Origin of the sequence: Microcystis sp. BLCC-F210 (assembly GCF_042134685.1) — a bacterium.
GTDB classification, from domain to species: Bacteria; Cyanobacteriota; Cyanobacteriia; order Cyanobacteriales; family Microcystaceae; genus Microcystis; species Microcystis aeruginosa_D.
Genome location: NZ_CP169647.1, coordinates 1,062,808 through 1,083,814, shown reverse-complemented (window position 1 = coordinate 1,083,814; position 21,007 = coordinate 1,062,808). Strand labels below are relative to the sequence as shown.

Annotated in this window: 20 protein-coding genes; 10 read left to right on the top strand and 10 right to left on the bottom strand. The window is 40.7% G+C overall.

Translation table 11 applies throughout. The features are described from left to right. Positions 1-95: 95 nt before the first annotated feature. Complete coding sequence (locus ACE3JL_RS05195) at positions 96-644, top strand: response regulator (protein WP_375328991.1); 549 nt, start codon at positions 96-98, stop codon at positions 642-644. Positions 645-934: 290 nt separating this feature from the next. After that, the gene (locus tag ACE3JL_RS05190; protein WP_004162891.1) at positions 935-1,714 is read left to right on the top strand and encodes a DUF1350 family protein; all 780 of its coding nucleotides are present in this window, start codon (positions 935-937) and stop codon (positions 1,712-1,714) included. Here ACE3JL_RS05190 and ACE3JL_RS05185 read toward each other — a convergent pair. The 4 genes from ACE3JL_RS05185 to ACE3JL_RS05170 form a co-directional block, all read right to left on the bottom strand. Next, positions 1,711-2,424 (bottom strand): Uma2 family endonuclease, encoded by a 714-nt coding sequence (locus ACE3JL_RS05185; RefSeq protein ID WP_375328990.1) that lies wholly within the window; start codon positions 2,422-2,424, stop codon positions 1,711-1,713. The two genes, ACE3JL_RS05190 and ACE3JL_RS05185, sit on opposite strands and share 4 nt — an antisense overlap. Positions 2,425-2,462: 38 nt before the next feature. Beyond that, complete coding sequence (locus ACE3JL_RS05180; RefSeq protein WP_375328989.1) at positions 2,463-3,716, bottom strand: FIST N-terminal domain-containing protein; 1,254 nt, start codon at positions 3,714-3,716, stop codon at positions 2,463-2,465. A 149-nt stretch (positions 3,717-3,865) separates the two neighbouring features. After that, entirely contained in the window at positions 3,866-4,120 is a 255-nt protein-coding gene (locus ACE3JL_RS05175) for a SemiSWEET transporter (protein WP_002776654.1), read from the bottom strand. 191 nt (positions 4,121-4,311) lie between these two features. Next, complete coding sequence (locus ACE3JL_RS05170) at positions 4,312-4,812, bottom strand: L,D-transpeptidase (protein ID WP_271992334.1); 501 nt, start codon at positions 4,810-4,812, stop codon at positions 4,312-4,314. A 163-nt stretch (positions 4,813-4,975) separates the two neighbouring features. Between ACE3JL_RS05170 and ACE3JL_RS05165 the strand changes: the two genes are divergently transcribed. The 5 genes from ACE3JL_RS05165 (at position 4,976) to ACE3JL_RS05145 (ending at position 9,320) form a co-directional block, all read left to right on the top strand. Further along, positions 4,976-5,851, top strand: coding sequence for an ABC transporter ATP-binding protein (locus ACE3JL_RS05165; RefSeq protein WP_271992335.1), 876 nt, complete (start codon positions 4,976-4,978; stop codon positions 5,849-5,851). A 503-nt stretch (positions 5,852-6,354) separates the two neighbouring features. Continuing rightward, a complete protein-coding gene (locus ACE3JL_RS05160; protein WP_271992350.1) occupies positions 6,355-7,158 on the top strand; it encodes an ABC transporter permease in 804 nt (267 codons plus the stop codon). After that, positions 7,159-7,914 (top strand): ABC transporter ATP-binding protein, encoded by a 756-nt coding sequence (locus ACE3JL_RS05155; protein ID WP_271992336.1) that lies wholly within the window; start codon positions 7,159-7,161, stop codon positions 7,912-7,914. 502 nt (positions 7,915-8,416) lie between these two features. Beyond that, positions 8,417-8,848, top strand: a complete 432-nt coding sequence (locus ACE3JL_RS05150; RefSeq protein ID WP_271992337.1) for a DUF4278 domain-containing protein — start codon at positions 8,417-8,419, stop codon at positions 8,846-8,848. Positions 8,849-8,975: 127 nt separating this feature from the next. Further along, positions 8,976-9,320, top strand: a complete 345-nt coding sequence (locus ACE3JL_RS05145; protein ID WP_375328988.1) for a transposase — start codon at positions 8,976-8,978, stop codon at positions 9,318-9,320. A gap of 234 nt (positions 9,321-9,554) precedes the next feature. Here the strand turns inward: ACE3JL_RS05145 and ACE3JL_RS05140 are convergent, their stop codons facing one another. Further along, positions 9,555-9,929, bottom strand: coding sequence for a hypothetical protein (locus ACE3JL_RS05140; protein ID WP_271992351.1), 375 nt, complete (start codon positions 9,927-9,929; stop codon positions 9,555-9,557). Positions 9,930-10,435: 506 nt separating this feature from the next. On the opposite strand from ACE3JL_RS05140, the gene ACE3JL_RS05135 reads away from it, so the two are divergent. Continuing rightward, entirely contained in the window at positions 10,436-11,566 is a 1,131-nt protein-coding gene (locus tag ACE3JL_RS05135; protein ID WP_271992339.1) for a glycosyltransferase family 1 protein, read from the top strand. A 16-nt stretch (positions 11,567-11,582) separates the two neighbouring features. Continuing rightward, positions 11,583-12,653, top strand: a complete 1,071-nt coding sequence (locus ACE3JL_RS05130; protein ID WP_375328987.1) for a glycosyltransferase family 4 protein — start codon at positions 11,583-11,585, stop codon at positions 12,651-12,653. Between the two features lie 205 nt (positions 12,654-12,858). Here the strand turns inward: ACE3JL_RS05130 and ACE3JL_RS05125 are convergent, their stop codons facing one another. Both ACE3JL_RS05125 and ACE3JL_RS05120 read right to left on the bottom strand, forming a co-directional pair. Beyond that, positions 12,859-13,812 carry a DNA-methyltransferase gene (locus ACE3JL_RS05125; RefSeq protein ID WP_375328986.1) on the bottom strand — a complete coding sequence of 318 codons (954 nt, stop codon included), beginning with the start codon at positions 13,810-13,812 and terminating at the stop codon, positions 12,859-12,861. Between the two features lie 200 nt (positions 13,813-14,012). Next, entirely contained in the window at positions 14,013-14,795 is a 783-nt protein-coding gene (locus ACE3JL_RS05120) for an MBL fold metallo-hydrolase (protein ID WP_375328985.1), read from the bottom strand. Between the two features lie 311 nt (positions 14,796-15,106). Between ACE3JL_RS05120 and gnd the strand changes: the two genes are divergently transcribed. After that, positions 15,107-16,534 (top strand): decarboxylating NADP(+)-dependent phosphogluconate dehydrogenase, encoded by a 1,428-nt coding sequence (gene gnd, locus ACE3JL_RS05115; RefSeq protein WP_271992346.1) that lies wholly within the window; start codon positions 15,107-15,109, stop codon positions 16,532-16,534. 221 nt (positions 16,535-16,755) lie between these two features. Here the strand turns inward: gnd and ACE3JL_RS05110 are convergent, their stop codons facing one another. The 3 genes from ACE3JL_RS05110 to ACE3JL_RS05100 form a co-directional block, all read right to left on the bottom strand. Continuing rightward, on the bottom strand, positions 16,756-18,417 hold the full coding sequence (locus ACE3JL_RS05110; protein ID WP_375328984.1) for a GUN4 domain-containing protein: 1,662 nt from the start codon (positions 18,415-18,417) through the stop codon (positions 16,756-16,758). 111 nt (positions 18,418-18,528) lie between these two features. After that, on the bottom strand, positions 18,529-18,939 hold the full coding sequence (locus ACE3JL_RS05105) for a hypothetical protein (RefSeq protein WP_375328570.1): 411 nt from the start codon (positions 18,937-18,939) through the stop codon (positions 18,529-18,531). A gap of 51 nt (positions 18,940-18,990) precedes the next feature. Further along, positions 18,991-21,003, bottom strand: a complete 2,013-nt coding sequence (locus ACE3JL_RS05100) for a phospholipase effector Tle1 domain-containing protein (protein ID WP_375328983.1) — start codon at positions 21,001-21,003, stop codon at positions 18,991-18,993. Positions 21,004-21,007: the final 4 nt, after the last annotated feature.

The window sequence follows — 21,007 nt, the reverse complement described above, 5'->3', positions numbered from 1 at the left end:
TTTTTGGGAATCCTCGATGCCTATCCCGAAAGTTTTCCTCAATACCCCCTCGAATCATCGAGCTTATCTTTTGTCTCTTTTCTAAGGTGTCTATCGTGTCAAATCATAAAATTATCGTTATCGATGACAGTAAAGTGATCAGGATGCACATTCGCGATATGTTACCAGAGGGTAACTTTGAATTTCTCGAAGCTAAAGACGGATTAGAGGGTTATAATCTCATCCGTACCCAAAAACCGAATTTGATTATTTTGGACTTCCTTCTCCCGAAAATGAGCGGTTGGGAGGTGTTTCAGCAAATCCAAACCAAAGATAATCTCAAAAGTATCCCCCTAGTGTTAATGTCGGGAAGGAAAGAGGAGGTGGTAGAGAAAATCCCCGAACCTTTCCAATATTTTGCCTTTATTGAAAAGCCTTTCGACCAAAAACAATTGCTAAAAGCGATTAAAGAAGCGATGGCTAAGGCAAAACAGTATTCTCCCAAACCAACAGTTTCTAGCCCGAAACTACAGCAACTCACTGGGGATTATAGCACTGATATTCAGACTCTCCATGCCCAAATTGCCCAAATGCAAACAGAAATGGAAACTATCAAGAAACAAATGTCGCAATTAGTGGCTTTTATTAAGAAAAAACTGCCCTAGAACTATTCCTACCGATTTTTTATAACTTGGGCGAACAGTTATCCTGATCCGGCGGGCTGCTCTCTGGCTAATCTCCTAAGCTGTTCGTAATTTAAATTGCTTGTTGAGACGAGGCACTCATGCAAGAGGCAAAAGGCAACAGCAAAGGGATTGGGGGAGGTTCCGCTAATCTAAGAATAAGCGGTTTAAATGCGTCTTAGCTTATCCCTTTTCCACAGGATTTAGTATAATAGGGAGTGGTCTTTATTTGGTGAGTGACTAAGAAGTTATTAATTCACTGATAACTAACTATGAATTGGCAAGAAATAGCGGGTAATTGGGTTTTTCTCCCCCGTCGTCCCAGGGGTATCATCCACTTTTTAGGGGGGGCATTTGTAGCGGCAGCCCCGAATATTACCTATCGTTGGTTATTAGAAAGTCTTGGGAATTCAGGATACGCTATTGTCGCGACTCCCTTTGTTAATACCCTCGATCACAAATCGATCGCCCGCACAGTTTTAAACCGTTTTGATAATATTATTGAACGTCTGCGCTGGAATCATAGTCTGCCCCAAGGTTATCTCCCCATCTACGGATTGGGTCACAGTATGGGGTGTAAACTACATTTATTAATCGGTAGTCTCTACGAAGTGGAACGGGCGGGAAATATCCTCATTTCCTTTAATAATTATCCCATTCGTCGGGCTATTCCTTTTATCGAACCTTTGCAAATTGACACCACTTTTAACCTCGAATTTACCCCTTCCCCCGAAGAAACAAACGAGTTAATTTTCCAAGATTATGCCATTCGTCGCAATCTTTTAATCCGTTTTCAAGACGACACGATCGATCAATCTCTGGTATTAAATCCCCTGCTAAAAAAACGCTTTAATGATTTAATTGCCCTGCGAACTCTCCCGGGTAATCATCTCACTCCCTTGAGTCAAGATGTCAGTTGGCAAACCGGAGAAGTATTTACTCCCCTCGATGCGATCGGCCAATGGTTAAAACAGGGACTTGCCCGGGATAATTCCCGTCTCAAAGATGAGATTCTCCACTGGTTAAATCCCGTCCTTCCCGCCTCTCGTTAGCTTTCCTCTAGATTAATCCCCATTGCCCGTAATTGCGCCTCTAAGCGGGCTAATTTTGCCTCAGCTTCCCGGGCCCGTTGACGTTCTTGTTGGGCTTGCTGTTCGGCGGCATCGGCCCGTTGTTCGGCTAATTCCGCTTTTTGCTTGATTTCTAGGGTGGTCAAAAACCGCGAGCCATCGGGATAAAAAATAGCTAACTGGGGACTCTCCAGTTGAAAACGAATCTGTAGAAGCGGACTCTGCCAATTATCGATCGCGGGAATCATCTCCAATTGATCACCCCTGCGCCACCAACCCTGTAGATAATTAGTATCGGGATCGTAGAGATAATATTCTTCTACGCCAAAACGCTGATAAAATTGCCATTTTCGGCGCATTTCCGCTTTAGTGTTGCCCGGAGAGAGAATTTCAAAGACCACCTGCGGCGCAATCTGGTTTTCTAACCATTGCTTATAGGAACCTCGATCGCCCTTGGGTCTGCCAAACACCACCATAGCATCCGGCGCTTGACAGATTTTATTATCCCCCTCGACCGGATACCACAACAGATCGCCGGCGATAAACACATGGTCATTGTCTGCGAATAAACATTCGAGATTTTCCTTAATCGTCACAATCCAGCGAAACTGTTTGGTATTATCGGCCATCGGTTTACCATCACTATCGGCATAGATAATCTCCGACTCAGAGAAAGATTGGGCTTTTACCATTGTTCTACTCCCTAGCGTACTAACTATTTAGTATAACATTAAATTCCCTGACGAAAGAGGGCAAAGGCCGAGGTATAACCGTGTAAAAAAGTGCGACCGGCCACCGGCCCGATTTCTCCGTTGCCAAAGAAACCAGCGAGGGGAACATTGGCGAAATAACGCTGAAAAAGACCCGAATCAAAGTCGGGTTTTTCGTAGAGATTTTCCCCGCGACCGAGACAGGAAAAGATTAAAGCCCCTAGTACCTCTGAACTATCAGGTTTTTCTTGGGGAAAAGCTTGCAAAAGTAATTCTAAATCTAGGGCGGAAGTGTCAGCATCGCGCAGGTGAAATTGTACCCGCTGCCCCGGACGAACTCGATCGCCAATTGCGATCGCACCTTGACGAGGATCTACTCCCAAAACACTGCGAATTAAGAAATCCCCGGCCCGCAACTGCATTTTGAACTCATCCCTAGCAATACCGATAAAAAGGGAGTTTTGCACTAATTCTCGGTCTTTTTCCCTTAAGGAGGGGATTAAATCCCGCAGTAGATTTAAAGGTGGTTGCGGAGTCCCATCGGCCTCTTTACTGGTCATGGAGATGACAATATTGCGTTCTCCCTCACTTACCTGATAAATCGGCCCAATGGGACGACAACCCTGGGCGACGATAGTTTCGACGATAATATTGCCAGAAAGGGCGATTCCTACGGTTCCCTGACGATAGAGATAGCTATTACGGGGTTTTTGTTGATCGTGGTAGAATAGACCCCCAGAACGTTCGATCATGCCACCACTGACTAAACCGCCGATTTTGGCCGAACCGGGGTAGGCAAAATCTAAACCCTCTAACAGATCATTGATGCGACTGGAAAAAGGATCGGCTAAAAGGATAAATTGGGGATTTTTGGCCGCTTCTACCCCTAATAATTCTGTCCAACTAGAGGGGGAACTGTCGAGATCGGGCATTTCCGCCGCTTCGATATAGAAGGACTGCACTTCCACATTAGGCAAATGGGCGACGGTGAGACTTAAAGCCGGACTCGCTTCGATTTCTCGCGCTTTTTCCCTGTCACCCATGCCGACAATCCCCGCCCCACCGCAGCCGATCAGGACAGGAACAGGGAGTTTATCTAAGATTAAGGGAACTAAACGGGGATAGTCGCTGGCATAGGCAGAAGAAATAAAAATTATGGCTATATCTGCCGATCCAACTAACTTATCTCGCACTTTTTCCACTACTTCCGTCACCGCCGCTTCTAGGGAGGGACGGGTTGATAGGGCATTAATCCACTCGATGCGATCGCTCATGTTTCTTGACCCCAAATTTGGTCTCAATGGTCAAAGATGATCATCTTAACAATAAATTAACCTAAAAATCCTATCCTCGCCCCTAGATGTGGGGATAAATTGTAGAATTGTCATGACGTGAGCCAAGAGGGCTGCAAGGGATTGTCAATTTAATCATATTTAATCTTAAAATAGAGAATTGTCCCCGCTAAGATAAAAGTAACAAAATTAGCAATAATAATCGGTTTACTGCTCATATAAATCCCGTAGATTAGCCAGAGAAAAACCCCCAGACAAAAGCAAATAAACATAGTGAGGGACAAGTCCTTAGCCGAACGATAACGCCAAGTTTTAATCACTTGGGGTAAAAAGGAGACAGTGGTTAATATTCCCGCCACGATCCCGATTAGTTCAATAATATTCACCGCTTATCCTCTTGGCTTAGTTTCTCTCATTTTAAACTGTTGACTATCTAAATTACTCCTGACTTGAAAGAGGGTGTAGGGTGTAGGGAAGGAAACCTCTTTCATCTGTGGGGGTGAAAATTTTTTCATCGGGACTGACCACCGACGACCGACTCCTAACCTGACCAAGAAACTTTTTGAGCAGACCCTACTTATTGAGCGATTACTATCACCGAAGTGCCGATTTTTACCTTTTCAAATAAAGCTTTTATATCTCGATCGCGCATCCTGACGCAACCGTGGGAGACGGCCTGGCCGATGAGATTTTCTTGGGGTGTACCGTGAAAACCGATAAAATTCGCGCCATCAGTCCAAAATCCAATCCAACGGGCCCCCAAGGGGTTGTTTTTTCCCGATGGCACCAGTTGACCGCTGAAAGGATGTTCCCAGACTGGTTCCCGCACCATCTGAATCACCCTAAATTGTCCCGTCGGGGTTTCCCAACCCGGACGACCGATCGCCACTGGGTAAGAAGCGATTATTTTCTGTCCTTGGTAAACAAAAACCCGTCTTTTTTTTAAATTCAGCAGCAAACGGGTTTCCGTTCGAGTTACCGTGGTTGCGGGAAAGGAATTGACGGGACTAATGGGGGGATTGAGGAAAAATTCCCCTATTCCTAGACATAAACAGAGAATTGGCAGAAAAACTCGCATCTGATACCAGCAAAGTCAAAATTTTTTATCCGTATTCTAATCTGATTGTGATGAGATAAAACCAAAGTCGATAGGATGATCCCGAGGGGAAGGATAAAATCGCCGTCGAGTTGGGCTAATTCGGTTACACTAATCCATAGCTAGAATATTAACTTTTGTAACTATGACCGCCGCTATTGCTCTCGATCGAGTTTCTAAAATCTATAACAATCTCCCGGTAGTTAACGAGCTTTCCTTTGCCATCGAAAAAGGGGAAATCTTTGGTTTACTCGGTCCCAACGGTGCGGGAAAATCGACGACAATCCGCATGATTATCACCCTAACCGAAGCAAGTCAAGGAGAAATTGAAGTGGCGGGGTATGATGTGAAAAAATACCGCGATCAGGTGAAAAGAAATATAGGGGTAGTCTTGCAACAGATTAGCGTTGATGGGGAATTAACCGTCTGGGAAAATATGGAATTTCACGGACGGATGCACCATATCCCCAATCCCCAGAGGCAGGAATTAATCGATCGCTATTTAGATTATGTCAGTTTAAGCGATCGAAAATCTACCCTTGCCAAAACTCTTTCCGGAGGGATGAAACGACGTTTACAGATTGCTCGTGCGCTTCTTCACGAACCAAAAATCCTCTTTCTCGATGAACCGACTGTCGGTTTAGACCCCCAAAATCGTCGTCGTTTGTGGGAAGTAATTCGCGATTTAAACCGGCAAGGAATGACAATTTTGTTAACCACTCACTACATGGAAGAAGTGGAATTTCTCTGTCAGGATAATGCTATGGGAAAACCGGGCAGAATTGGTATTATGGATGCGGGCAAATTAATCGAATTAGGAACTCTAGCGGATTTTCGCACTAAATATGGTGAGGGTTTAGTTATGAAACAAGTTGGCGATAAAATCGATTATAAATTCTTCCCCACTGTGGCTGATGCTAATGCCTATCTTGACAGTTTGAGCGATAAAACTGGGGTGATGTGTCGCCCTTCTAACCTCGAAGATATCTTTGTTGCACTGACGGGACATCAATTAGATTAAATTATTAGTTGATTCGTAGAGAAATTGTTCAGTTACTAGTTTTTGACTCCAGTTTTTCTGAGATTAGCTCTGTTTAAATCGGCATTTCTTGACTTTGATCTGGTGTCTATTTTCTGGGCAAAACTGCTAATTAAGTAGTTGTCAAAAATTGTCAGATTCCCTTATTAAGGGGAGCAGGGGGGATACCCACCCCCCTTATCAAGGAGTTCAGGGGGGATCAAAGGCAAAATCTGTCTTCTATTTAATCAGAACCACTTACTTAGAGTCTAGGTCAATTAGCTGAGGCTGCCCCTAAAAAACGAATTCAACCCTACAAAAAGAGACTTTTAGCGGTTTTTCAGCTTTTTGAGCCGGATAAATAGCCCAGCAGGGGAACTTTTTCCCCAAAGGGAGAGTCGTCGGGGACTGGACAAAAATTAGAGTCCCCTCTCGATCGATAGACAAGATTGACGGTAATCGTTTAGAATAAGGCACTGAATACTGAAGAAATGACAATTATCCCTATGACCGATCTCCAGACAAAAACTAGATGGTCAACAGCGCGGCGATATTACGAATTGCTTAGTGTTTTAGTGGAACGTAATCTCAAGGGACGCTATCGGGGTTCTTTTCTGGGGGTTTACTGGTCTTTGTTAAATCCCGTGATTATGACTGCACTATACACGGCAATTTTCGGTACGGTTTTCGCCTCTTATTTTGATAATTCTATAGTTAACTATGTCCTAGCGGCTTTCACTGGTTTAGTCGTAATAAATTTCTTTAATGCTTCCACTAACCAAGCTTTACCTAGTATCGTTGGTAATGGCAGTATTTTAAATAAAATTCGCCTGCCAGTTAGCATTTTTCCCGTTTCTATGGTAGTGGCAAATATTTTCCAATTTGCTATTAGTATCTTTCCCCTTTTGGCTATAGTAACTCTCTGGAAGTCTCAAAGTTTAATTAATGTAATTGCTCTGATTCTTCCTGTGACTGGTCTTTCTCTTGTTTGCACGGGAGTGGGTTTTTTCGTTAGTACCCTATACGTTTTCTTCAGAGACTTACCCTATTTCTACGAAATTGTTTGTTTTGTCGCTTGGATTAGCAGCCCGATTTTTTATCCCCCAGAAATTATCCCTCCCTCCGTACAACCATTTCTGCTATTAAACCCATTATTACCAGTAATTGAAAGTATTCGCCAATTGTCCCTTTCCCCGGGATTACCGGATTTTGGTTTGATTTTTCAATCTCTACTTGGTGGGATTATCATCTTAGGAATTGGTTGGACTTGCTTCCGACTATGGCGACATTTATTTATGGATTTATTATAAATGACAGAAGTAATTCGACTCGATCAAGTGTCTCTCCAAAGACGTACTCAAGAAGAATTCTCCTACGATCTGAAAAGGACAATCTTCTCTCTCCTTGAAGGTAAATATCGTCAACCAGCCAAAAAATTAGTTCTAGACAATATAGATTTAGTCATTAATTCTGGAGCAAAATTAGGTATCATTGGAGCTAATGGCGCAGGAAAATCTACCCTCTTAAAAGTTATTTGTGGTATTCTAGAACCGACAAAGGGAATGGTGAGAGTTAGGGGACAAATTGCCTCTCTAATTGAATTAGGGGCAGGTTTTGATGCAGATTTACCAGTAAAAGATAATATTATTCTCTATGGGGTAATGCTGGGATTCTCGCGTCAGGAAATGAAGGAAAAAACCAAAGATATCCTTGACTTTGCTGAGTTAGAAGAATATATAGGGGCGCCGGTGAAATCTCTTTCTTCTGGTATGGTGGCTCGTTTAGGATTTGCGATCGCAACAGAGGTTCACCCCGATATTCTTATTCTTGATGAAGTCCTTTCCGTCGGGGATGAAAGTTTTAAAAATAAGTGTAAACGACGTTTAAAAAAATTCTGGAACTCTAACGCTACTATTTTAGTCGTTTCCCACGATTTGACTTTAATTCAAGAGTCCTGTGACCAAGCAATTTGGCTAAATAAAGGTCAGTTGCAATGTCAGGGTACATCAGAAGATGTGATCAAGTTTTATTTGGATTCCGTGCATCAAAACGAAGTTAGTTTTTAATTAAGTAGAGCTTGCTGAATAAATCTAAAAACTTTAAAACGTCACACTCTAACCTCACCAAGACACTTTTTCAGCAAACCCTATCTAGGGTTTATTTGCTCAAAAACACTGTAACCAAATAAAAAACCTCGGTGTCCAGCCGAGGTAGCGCTAAGTTATGTAGGAGAACTCAAGCAAATCTGTCAAGGGGGCAAACCCAAACCCCGAAAACTTTTTAAGCTAGTAAACCCAGTTTTTCACCGTTGTATCGAGACAAACGAACCATAAGTTGTTTGATACTCCTCGAGACGATCTGAACTGGCTTGCTGTCTTAGCTGTTTTGCTTTAACTTTTAGCTCATGTGAATAAATGTAACAACATTTTTACAAATTGTAAAGAAGGATTGACAAAATAAAACTTATAGCTCCCATAAGCTAAATTAATATTTTTCGCCGATCGAAGCGAGGGAGGTAATATATAGGGAGATTGGTTCACTTGCGTAACAAGGTGAGGTGTACCCAGAATGTCCTATTTGTTTTTGTTGCCACTATTCACCGCTGCCTTGGCTGCCTATTTCTGGCAGAAGTCCAGCGATGAGATCGCTTATCTGGCCAGTGCCGCTACGGTAATTAGCCTAGTTTTGAGTCTAGTTTTAGCTCCTTGGCAGATTCAGCTATTAATTCTCTTGACAGTTGTGATTGTCGTCACCTTTTTATGGCAAGGACGAGAAGAACAAAAGAATGTCCCCGTCCCCACTCCAGAAACTGCTGGCGAGAAAAAGTACCGTGGCGCCGCCTATATTGAGCCAACAGTTGCCGAGGCTCCTGTCAAGGAGCGAGGGGGTAAATATCGCGGTGCGGAGGTTAAAATCACCAATAATCCCACAGTGGCTAACCCAGTTCGTTCCTCATCTCTCAAATATCGCGGCGCTAGTTCAGCAAACAAGGATCGGTAACCAGGAACTTGCAGGAAAATAAAGTCCCATTTGTCTGCTTGGCGGAATCGTCACATCCCATGACAGTAATTCCTCTAATCGAGGCTTTGTCAAAGGGTTAGTCAAGTTATCAGGGACTTCAATTGCGTTGCCGACGAGAGTGACGGAGTGCCTAGCAGAAGTCAGAATAGTTCCTAAATGTGATTGTTATGTAATCGAGGTAATTTATGAGAAAACTGAACAGTTCTTCGCTCCTAATGAAAAGATAACTGCGATAGATTTAGGTATAAATAATTTGATGGCTGTAACTTCAAATCAACCGGATTTTATCCCTTTGTTGATCAATGGCAGACCGTTAAAAAGCCTGAATCAATTTTATAACCAACGTCGAGCTAAGTTACAATCTCTGTTAAAAGGTAATCGTCAAAGTTCCCGTTCTTCGGTTTGTGTTAGGCAATGGGCGGGGGTTATAAGGGATGGAACTCTTATGTAGAAAAACATTTGGCGGTTTTTGTAAGTTGTTTTTGATCTAGAGCGAACTAATCATACTAAATCCGTTGAGTACAGGCTAGTTATGAGGAGAGGCAAAAGGCAAGAGGCAAAAGGCAAAGGGGAATAAATAATCAGTTTTTAATAACCAGATTTAGTATCAATCAAATCTCTTGCCAGATAAAAATTTAGTCAATTTATGCCCCCACATCGAACCATAACAAGTCCCGAAGAGCCACTAATAAAACGGCGAGGCTATGGCTTTAGAAACTTTCGTAATTTTTGGGTTAGAAGTATGTTGTCTTGGCATCTTGTCTGTTAATTTAGCATAAAGAGTAACGAAGAGCCTGATTCTTTTATGTCTATGTCTTGGAAATATGTCATCAATCTCCGAAACCTTTACTTGAGGTTGTTTTGAGAACATATCATTAATTTTAGGTATAGCGATTCTACCCTTATTTCCAAATATATTGCTAATCCCATCCTCTAGATATCCAAGCATTTTATTGATATCATCTTCAAAAACTTTATCAATTTTTTTAGTTAAAGAAAACTTCTGATTTTTTCTCCATTCCCAGATTAGAATATTACCATCATCTCCGGCACTAGCCAAAAGTTTACCATCTTGGGAAAAAGTTAGACATTTAACCTCACCTTCATGGCCTTTCTAGTGACTTAAAAGATACTAAGGGATTAAACATAGTGAAAACATTAGTTAATCAAGATTTTTCGGCATTACCAGATATTAGTTTTTCTCTGGGGGACTACTTCATCCCTGAGATAACTTTTTCTGATCAGCACAAGTACAGGGAAGCTATTCTTCCGTGATTATAACTAATTACAGTGTTTTTCGTCAAGGAGATTCATAGCTTATAAGTACCCGTTGACAATCCTAGTCGTAGGGTGGGTGAGGGGACAATAATCGAAAAAATTGCCCGATAAATTAAGTATTGACCGTAACCTAGCCCAAAAAGGCTGCTATTTAGGGGCGCTATAGGGTAAGATTAACTATTAGGGTGGACTTTATTGTCGATTTTAATCTTGTCCTAACCGAGCAAAATTGACAATTGAATGTGTAATTTTAAAAATATCTATCCCGTCAATCTCATCTAACCGCAAATGCTCAAAATTTTAGTTGATGGTACACCGATAAGACAGAATCCTAGTGGAATTGGATTATATGCTTATCACCTGATTGCCGAATTAGCTAAATTACAAAACCAAGAAAACTTTTCCCTGTCCCTCTGTTTTCAACCATCGGTAAAAAACTGGCTGCGGGGTAATCTTTCTATTCCTGAAAAACTGCAATCCTATCCAGAGGTTAAATGTTTACCAATTCCCGTCAGTCTTAGCAATATCTTAACCCGATTTCCTAATCCTCTAATTCCCTATCTAGAAAACTTTCTTGATTCTCCCGATATTCTCCACGGATTGGATCATGTGGTGTATCCTTGTCGTCAGAGTCGCAAAGTTATGACTATTCATGATGTTACTTTTATTAAATATCCTGAGTTTGTCACGGGGATTGTCAAAACCTACACCCAACGGATTAAACAATCTCTACAATGGACAGATTTAGTTATTGCTAACTCCGCAAGTACCAAACGAGATATTATCGAATATTTAGATGTAACTCCAGAAAAAATTTTTGTTACTCCCCTCGCAAGTCGTTATTCTTCCCTCCCCAATTCTCCCCCATCTCTACCTATCACTAAACCCTATTTACTCTTTGTTAGTACCCTAGAACCACGAAAAAATATTATTAATCTCATCACCGCTTTTAACTATCTCAAGGACAGGTATAAATTAGACCATAATCTGATTCTGATTGGCAAAAAAGGATGGAAGTATCAACCAATTTTCGATAAAATATCTCAGTCTCCCTTCCGAGATAGTATCCAACATCTTGATTATCTTGCTGATGACTTAGTTGCGGATTATTATCAAAAAGCCGATGTTTTTGTCTATCCTTCTTTTTATGAAGGTTTTGGATTACCGGTTTTAGAAGCGATGACTTTAGGTTGTCCTGTGGTAACTGCTAATACGGCATCCTTACCCGAAGTCACCGGAGACTCGGCAATATTAATTAATCCCGATAATCCCCTAGAAATTGCTGCGGCAATCTATCAAGTTATTAGTGATACCTCTCTCCGTCAAGACTTAATCACGAAAGGAAAAAAACAAGCAGTAAAATTCTCTTGGCAAAAAACCGCACAAGCTACTATAAAAGCTTATCGTTTTCTTTTATAATAACTAGCTAATATCTATGAATAGAAATCATCAATTATTAATCAATCTCGCTTTTCTTGGTACTAAATATACTGGATTGACTACCTATACTAAAAATATCATTCCCCAATTAGCTAACTTAAATCCTACCCTAATCACTTCTAATAGTTACCCAGATTTTAACACCTATCCTGTGTCGGCAAACCTCACCCAAGAACAGGGAACTAAAGGCAATATTAGGCGCTTAATTTGGACAGAAACCCAACTCCATCAAACCTATCAACAATTAAAGTCTTCCCTATTATTTACTCCCATTCCCGAAGCACCTATTTATCGAAATTGCCGCTATATTGTCACAGTTCATGATTTAATTCCCCTGCGATTCCCGAAATTTTCTCCCCTAACTTTTTATACTAAATACTATTTACCCCAAGTCCTGAAAAAAGCCGCACATATTATCGCTGTTTCCCAAGCAACTGCCTCCGATATTAATAAGTTTTTTAACATACCTGTTGACAAAATAACCGTGATTCTTTCTGGATATGATTCTCACAATTTTCGTCCTCTAAATCTGGCGACTCGTCCCTATTTTCTCTATCTTGGTCGTTATGATCCTCATAAAAATCTCGCTCGTTTAATTACTGCTTTTTCCCAAATCGATCCCGCATATCAATTATTAATTGTCGGTCAATTTGACCCCCGTTTCACCCCGGCTCTACAGGAACAGGTAGAAGCATTATCAATCTCTCAACGAGTGCAATTTTTAAACTATGTTTTCTATGAAGAATTGCCGCAACTTTTAAACCAAGCAACTGCTTTAGTTTATCCCTCCCTTTGGGAAGGTTTCGGATTACCTGTACTAGAAGCGATCGCCTGTGGAACTCCTGTAATTACTTCTAATCTTTCCTCTCTCCCGGAAGTCACAGGAGATGCGGCAATTTTAATTAATCCCTATAGCATTGATGAGATGAGAGAGGCAATGCAGCAAATCGCTACTAATGAACAATTACGTCTTAAATTACAATCCTTGAGTCTCCAACGCGCCGAGCTTTTTAGTTGGGAAAAAACTGGACAAGAAACCGCCACAATTCTGCAAAGTTTTCTCTAAAAATGGTGACAAAAAAACTTATCAATCATTGTCAGATGAGTTATACTAAATCCGTTGAGTAACGCACAGAAAACGGGTTTCTCCGAGAAACCCGTTTTCTACAGGGGGAATAAATAATCAGTTTTTAATAACCAGATTTAGCATCAACTCATAGTAGATGGATTCATAAATCCATCTACCTGGGGGGGAGATTCAGTATTACTTCCTATATATTATTGTGCCATTCTTCGGGAATTTGAGCAACTTTTTCCTTACCATTAGGCTGATGAATAGGTTTTCCTAAAGGACGAATTTTGAGATTTCCTTGTAAATAAGCGGCGATTCTTTCCCTGGCAATTTTCACATATTCTGCTTCTTTTTCACTCCCCATCACTCGACGATTGTGCATAATACTAGCAATCAGAGAAGTTCCGACTCCAGCAAAGGGATCAAAAACCCAATCCCCCTCATTTGTCAAGGCTAAAACACATCTTTCTACTAATTCGATCGGGTATTGACAAGGATGGATAGTTTTCTCTGGATGATTAGATTTAACGTTAGGAATATCCCATAGTAACTCATCCCATTCTTGTGCTAAAAACTCCCAAACATCGCTCGGATTTTTCCCTAAAGGATTACCAGAGGGTTTACCGATATTTTTACCTTTAAAATGACGCTTACCGGGGTATTTAGCGGGGATTCTCACTGGATCAAGATTAAAGGTGTATTTATCGGTTTTTGTCAACCATAAAATAGTTTCATATCTGCCAGAAAATCTTTTAGAGGTATGTAATCCATGGCCAAAATGCCAGACAATTCTATTCCTTAAAAAGAAACCCATTTGTTTAAATAGCTGATAATAAAAAATATCTAAAGGATAAACTTCACCCTCTTGAACAAAATTTCCCACCTGCCAGCAAATACTACCATTATCTTGCAATATCCTAGAGAATTCTCGCAGAATTTTGGTTTGGGTTTCCAGATAAGTATCCAAAGAGATTTTTTTTTCGTAGTCTTTTCCTAAATTGTAGGGAGGAGAAGTAATAATCAAGCTCACAGAATTATCTGGTATAGTCTTGATAAAATTATTGCTATCTCCTTGACAAAGAATTATTTCGGCATCAGGTTGATAAAAGTCTCGCACTGATTTTAACTGAGAAAATAAGGGCAACTGATTCATAGATAATTTAGCAGAGAAGAGCCACTTTTAATTAGGGTTTGCTGAAAAAGTTTTTACTAGGGGTAGGGTGTGGGGTTTTACCCATTTTACATCCAATATTCAAGAGAGCCAGTTTTTTCAAACAATTAAAAAGTTCTACTGTTTTAGATAAAAATCGGGAAGAAAGTTTTAACTTTTTTCTATTCTTCCCTTAAATCAGATTAGCTCAAACCAGGGACGCACTCGCCTAATTCCACTGTAAAAGGTTGCCAAGGACGAGGATCAATTACTTTTGTCGGCAAGTCATGGGATGTTAATAATTCTTGAAAAGATTCGGGACTACCCCCAGCACTTAACACCGCCATCAATAATCCTTTAAACTCGATATCACCACTGGCAGCCGTAGAAATAATATATTGAGGCTGCAAGCGTTGACAGACTGCTAAGGCGCTTTCTTGTCCTTTGATTACCGGTCCAAGGAAAGGTATTTTTAAGTCAATCAAAGGAGTAATAATCACGGAGATTTTACCAAGAGAATCGAGGCTAGGAGAATGATAACCGTGGGGTTCGTAGTAGATACTCTGATTTGTCGCTAATTCCTTGATAACATAACCATTTTCCACCAGAGTCGGCCCGATTGGAGAACCGGGGACAGCAGTAATTTTGATCGCATTGTCAAAGATATAACTAGCACCGTGGGTTAAAGGGATGCGATGGGTATAATTGAGCGCTCGAACCACTTTTTCGGCATTCGGAGAAGCTACCACGGGAATTTGGCGATCGAGTACCTGTAAAGTAGGAGGATGTGCGTGATCTTCCAAACCTTGGGAGAGAAGAATCAGATCGATATTTTCGGGAATGGCATGATTAGCGGTTTTTTTACCCTCAAATAGCCAAGTTAAATTACCAAAAGTCAGGGAACCTACCAACCAAGGATCGAGAAGCAGGCGTTTTCCCCCGATTTCGATTAACCAAGAATTACTATCAAGCCAAGTTAACTGCATATAACAAGAATGAGGATTTTCTTAATTTAATTTAATTTAACATTACCATTAATTTTTTTGAGGAATTATGAATTATGAATTATGAATTATGAATTGGGGAGATGGGGAGCAGGGAGTTGGGAGAATAAAAAAAATAATCTCCTATATCCTGACGACCGACTACTGACTCCTATATCCTGACGACCGGCTACTGACTCCTATCTCCTGACTCCTGATTAGTCAAGGCTTAAGAAATAGGGAAAGTTTAGCTATCTTAGGGAAAGTAGGCGCTAAAAGGGGAAGAAGAACGCATCAGCCGAGACTGAATTTCTATGACTAAACGTACCTTCGGTGTTATCGGACTAGCTGTCATGGGAGAAAATCTCGCTCTCAATGTGGAGAGTCGGGGTTTTCCCATTGCTGTTTACAATCGCACCGCCAGCAAAACTAAAGAATTTATGGAAACTCGCGCCGTCGGCAAAGATGTCAAGGCGGCCTATAGTTTAGAAGAATTCGTCCAAATTTTAGAGCGTCCCCGCAAAATTCTGGTCATGGTAAAAGCTGGCCCGCCGGTGGATGCCGTGATCGAACAATTAAAACCCCTTCTCGAAGAAGGAGATATGATTATCGATGGCGGTAACTCCCTCTACGAGGACACGGAAAGACGCACCCGCGACCTAGAATCGACCACTAAACTCGGTTTTGTCGGCATGGGGGTCAGTGGTGGCGAAGAAGGCGCTCTGCACGGTCCTTCCCTGATGCCGGGGGGTACAGAGTTCGCCTATCGGGAATTAGAGCCGATTTTAATTAAAATTGCCGCTCAAGTCGATGATGGTCCCTGTGTCACCTATGTGGGATCTGGTGGTGCGGGCCATTATGTGAAAATGGTTCACAATGGCATCGAGTACGGCGATATGCAGTTAATTGCGGAAGCCTACGATGTGCTGAAAAATGGTCTAGGACTAAGCAATCAGCAGTTACAGGAAACTTTCACCGAGTGGAACCGCACCGATGAGCTTAATTCTTATTTAATTGAAATTACCGCCGATATCTTTAAGTACGTTGACCCGGAAACTGGTCATCATCTGATAGATTTAATCTTGGATTCGGCGGGACAAAAGGGAACAGGACGCTGGACTGTGTTAAGTTCCTTGGAGTTGGGGGTGCCAATTCCGACCATTTATGCTGCGGTTAATGCTCGCGTGATGTCCGCTTATAAGGATGAACGGGTGGCCGCCGCAAAAGAGTTACCAGGACCTGGGGAAACCTATCTGGGGGATGCGGCACTATTTGTGGATAAGGTGCGTGATGCTCTTTACTGCTCGAAAATGTGTTCCTATGCCCAGGGTATGGCTTTAATCGCTAAAGCTTCTCAGGAGTTTAACTATAATATCAGTCTGCCGGAATCAGCCCGGATCTGGAAGGGGGGCTGTATTATTCGGGCTGGTTTCTTGGATAAAATTCGCAAAGCTTTTGCGGAAAATCCGGGCCTGCCGAATTTGTTGTTAGCGCCGGAATTTAAGCAAAGTATCCTCGATCGCCAAGAGGCATGGCGTGAGGTGTTAGTCTTAGCTAATAAGTTGGGAATTCCTGTTCCAGCTTTTAGTTCTTCTTTGGACTATTTTGATAGTTATCGTCGGGCCAATTTACCGCAAAATCTCACCCAAGCACAACGGGATTATTTTGGCGCTCATACCTACGAACGTACTGATAAACCCAGAGGCGAGTTTTTCCATACGGAATGGATGACTGAATCCTAAAGCTATCTAATATTTTCTCCCCCTTTTTATTTCCAGTAAAAAGGGGAGATTTTTTGGCGATATTAACGCTCAGAAAACGGGTTTCTCGGAGAGACCCGTTTTCTGCTCACAAAAGGCAAAAAGGGGAATAAATAATCAGTCTTTAATAACCAGATTTAGTATTAACTATCGGTCAAGAAATTGGTAGGGATACCCAATCAGTTTTTAATGGGATAATGGCTTTAAAAGTCAGAAAGAGGAATAATTCCACAGGCTTGAATTTTGCTGAAAACGAGGTGAAGTTGCCATAATAACCAATTACCAACTCTCCAGAAAGCCACGGAGTTTTGATGATCAGAAGCTTTCGCAGATGAATAACCAAGATTTTCCTCAAAAATCAACCAATGAACCGGTAAATGACCGAGGGGAGAATTCAGCTCTAATTGAAAGTTTAGTTGCTCATAATTGAGCCATTGACCTTCCTTCCGCCAACCTAAGCGATCGCCAAGTTTCTTTTGAGTTTCATAATCCACTAAACCACCGAGACTAGAGAAAATAGCCTGCTGAATACTAAACCCGAAATGACCATGACTATAATGCAGCCAAAGTTGATCAATTTTTTTCAGTTCTGAACAAGGTAATTGAGCAATATCTTGAGGATAAACCTCATTCCAGTAGGTTCTACCCAAAATTTTTAATAGTAGTTTGGTCGTTTGGCGATCGGCCGCTTGCCACTGTTGCTTTTTTAGCAAATCTTGTAATTGACTATAATCAAGATCCGCCGATTCTTGAGTTAAGATATTTGGAGAAGTCGGGGAATTTTTAGAACTAGAAGATTTGTCAAGATTGTTTTGAGGGAATTGAGAAACAACTATTGCCAGGGGAATTTTGGGGATAGTGTCTTTTTGACAAACCTCTTGTTCCGCTAAATGAGCAGATAATTTATTGATGGTTTTTTCTAGGGAAATAAATTGTGCTGACCATTCACTTTCATTGAATAAGTAATCATCAAATTGCTCAGAGGAAAAAGCCTCTTTTAACCTTGCTTCTTTCTCGTAACCAGTTGCTAGAAAATTTAACAAAAACTCAGAATTTATGGCGGAATCTGACGTTTCTAAAAGATCAGGTTGAGGTGGAAAAATATTATCTACCAAATACTTAATTTCTCCCACTGTTGCATAAAATTCTTCATCCACCTTAAGGACTTCTTCTATTAATAATTGAAAAGGAGCAAAATAGTCCTGTAAGTAGTTTTCAAAATTAATCGCATTTTGGGCAAGATTAGCAATTTCTTGGCGAACTTGTTGGGATTTGAGTTGGTAATGATTTAATTCCTCATAAATTTTGAGTTCTTGAATAATTGCTTGCACAATTTTTTTCTGCTTTTGAGTATCCTCGGCTAATTTCTGCACTCCTTCCCCTAGTAATTTCGTTTTTCTCAACATCAAAAAAGATGTTTTTCCCAGTAGCAAAATTGCCCGAAAATTTTCCTGTTTTTCTAGCTTGAGTTGATTGAGAATATTTTGATTATTATTATTTTTAATCTCTAACTTTATTCTCTCGTAGTCTAAGATTTTTAATTCTTGATATTTTTGGGAAAATAAAATTTTGAGATTGTCACTGAGTTGGAGTAAAAAACGATAGTATCCGTCTTGATAGATTTCTAGTCCGTTAATTAATAAATTATAGTCTTTAATTAATAACTGCGTCTCCATCAGGATTTCTTGTTGAGTAATTTTTTCTTTTCGTTTAATAATCTTACCAAAATAGTAATGGTAGCGAACTCCTTCTTGAATTAATTTTCGACGTTCTTTGATGATTTTCTGAAAGTTTTTTAGGTATCTATTTTTAAATACAGGAAGTTGATAGCTTTGCTCATAAATGGCAATTTTTTTATAGGTCATCAGATGTGGAGAGTTCCTATTTAGCATAGCTATCTTAGACCAAAAAATTCCTCAGTACTTACCAATAATCATCGGCTGCTCCCAGCTATTACAAGAGGGAGCAATACCTAATTAAACATTTTCAACTTCAATAACTGGTTCATTTTCAATAACAACTGTTTGAGGATTTTCAGGAGTTGGCTCAGTTACCGTTTCTTGCTGCTTTACCGTCTGTTCTTGATGGTCAGTCAAGTGTTTTTTGGTTTTTAATTTCAGGTCATCAGTCAGAGGTAAAGTATCAATTTCAGCTAAAAGTGTTTCCAGGGATTCTTTTTTACTTCGCTCAGTGTAAAAAGAATTCAGAACCGCTTCAATTCCGTACTCGGCGATCGCATCTCCCAAGACAGTAACTAACCCCATCGCTCCGATACTCAGAAAAACTACAAAGGGTTGTCCGAGGGTCACAATTAGCACGATGACGGCAATAATAGCCGAAGCTAAATAAGCACCTGCTACTTTTTTAATAATGTTATCGAGTTCCATAAAAATCACCTCAAATTTCTAGCGCAGGATTCATTTAATTTTAAAGCAAGGTTACTCTTTCTTCTGATCGCTGTCAAGTAAGGCTTGAAGAAACGGTTCAAGATTTTTGGGACGATAATCGGAAAAAGCTTTTAATCGTTTGACTACACTGTGATGAACGGTAACAACTTTTGTGTTGAAATGTCGCGACTGCTCACCTCCCAAGGCCGACAATCCCTTGACCGTATTATCGAACTTGATGGTCGGGTCTGGTTTAATTTGGAATTCCTCGGATTCAGAGGTATTTGAGTTAAACTCTAATCCCAATTTTTTGGCTTGATTAATCATCCATTGTAAGGGGTAGTCGGAAAGTCCTTGATATTCTTTTTTGCCACCACCTAGGCAGGTATGTTCACCGACAAATAAAACTTCTTTGACAACTTGTTCAGGATTTTCGGGATTGGCTTTGATCGCAGTGGAAGGGAAGTTTTTCCGTTTTTCATCAATGGCAACTGCATGAAAAGCATTTTGGATAATCGGACTTAATTTTGTATTACTAAATTCATATTTTTTATGATAAAACTTCGCTAGGGGAAACCAGGGAGTTAAATCGGGAATACCCAAATTGCCAACTGTATCCCAGCAACCTAACATCTTGACTGGAATACGATCTTGAAAATCTTCTTTTTCTGTCTCAATTTTTTTGGCATTAGCGGCACGAAATTGTTGAGCTTTGGCACTATCGGAACTAACGGTGTGATCTCGATATAGTTGATAAGCTTGGGGAATTTCTTTAATCTTAGAGGGTTTTAGGATTCCGCATTTATCGATAAAACTTGCCAAACATCGAACGATATATGCTCCGCGACTAAAACCTAATAAATAAATTTCATCTTCGCTTTTGGGATTGTAGTTAAGGACAAGAAAACGATAGGCATCTTGAATCATTCGATCGAGTCCCCAGCCAAAAGTTTCATTTCCTAAACTTTTGATGAATTCGTTATCTTCTGGGCTGCCAGAACCTGACAGAAAGACGATTTGAGGGGTTTGATCTTCGGCAATATATTTAATGGATTCGGCGAATTTAACCACGTTGGTGGGGTAAGCACTGGCCGAGTCTTCCCAAGAACCATCACAACAAATAATTAACCGTTTTTTCTGGTTTGAATAAGTCAGTATATCTGGTTGAGAAATTGCTTTTTCAGTAATTTCCTCCATTTCATTGCTGGTAAGGGCAGCTTCTTCGGTGATTATAGTTGATTCTGGATTCTCTTCTGGGGAGGGTTCTTGATGTTCGGCTGGAGCATCCTGTTCAATTACTTCTTCTTCTTCAAGGGAGTTAAATATTTCGTTGACCATTGTTATCCTTTTTGCATTCCTTCTAACTTTACTGCTAGTCTGAGTTTTTGATTTAGGGGGCGAGGTCGGTTTGGCGGGAAGACTATCTAGTTGCCAGGTTGTCCCATAAAGAATACCATGATTGCTATAACTTGTTTGATCTTCTGCATTGCCATTGAGTGATAAATAAGTGACTAGGCTAAGGTCATCAACCCTGGGAGATTGATACATCGTTTTTTCGATTTCTTCTTGGCTAAGTGCTTGATTCCAAACAGAAAGTTCGGCGAGACAACCTTGCCAATAATGGGAGAGATTAACAGCGGCTCCTAAGATGATTTTTTCAATTCCGGTTAAGGCACGGTTATGACCGTTGCCACGATGCCATATGATCCCGTTACGGTGGATTAACATTCGGCCTGTGGTGGCATTTTTGACAAAGGCCCAGTGAGTCCAATCACTATAATCTTTAATCTTGACTTTTTTTTCAATTCGATCGAAACCTTCTTCATTTCCCGCATCCCAAAAAATCGCAGGTTTCACGGGATCGCCCCAGGGCAGGGTAATATGTAGAACGCGGTTATTTTCCCGATTAACAGCTTCTAAAAGAGTCGTTTCTGTGGATAAATTATTTTCCCCTTTTGCCCAAAATGTAATGGTAATACTCTGATCGATGTCAAGAAATCCCTGGGATAGATCAATATGATCATCGATGCCATTAAATTTTAGTACAGAGCGTTGTTCAGCCATTGGT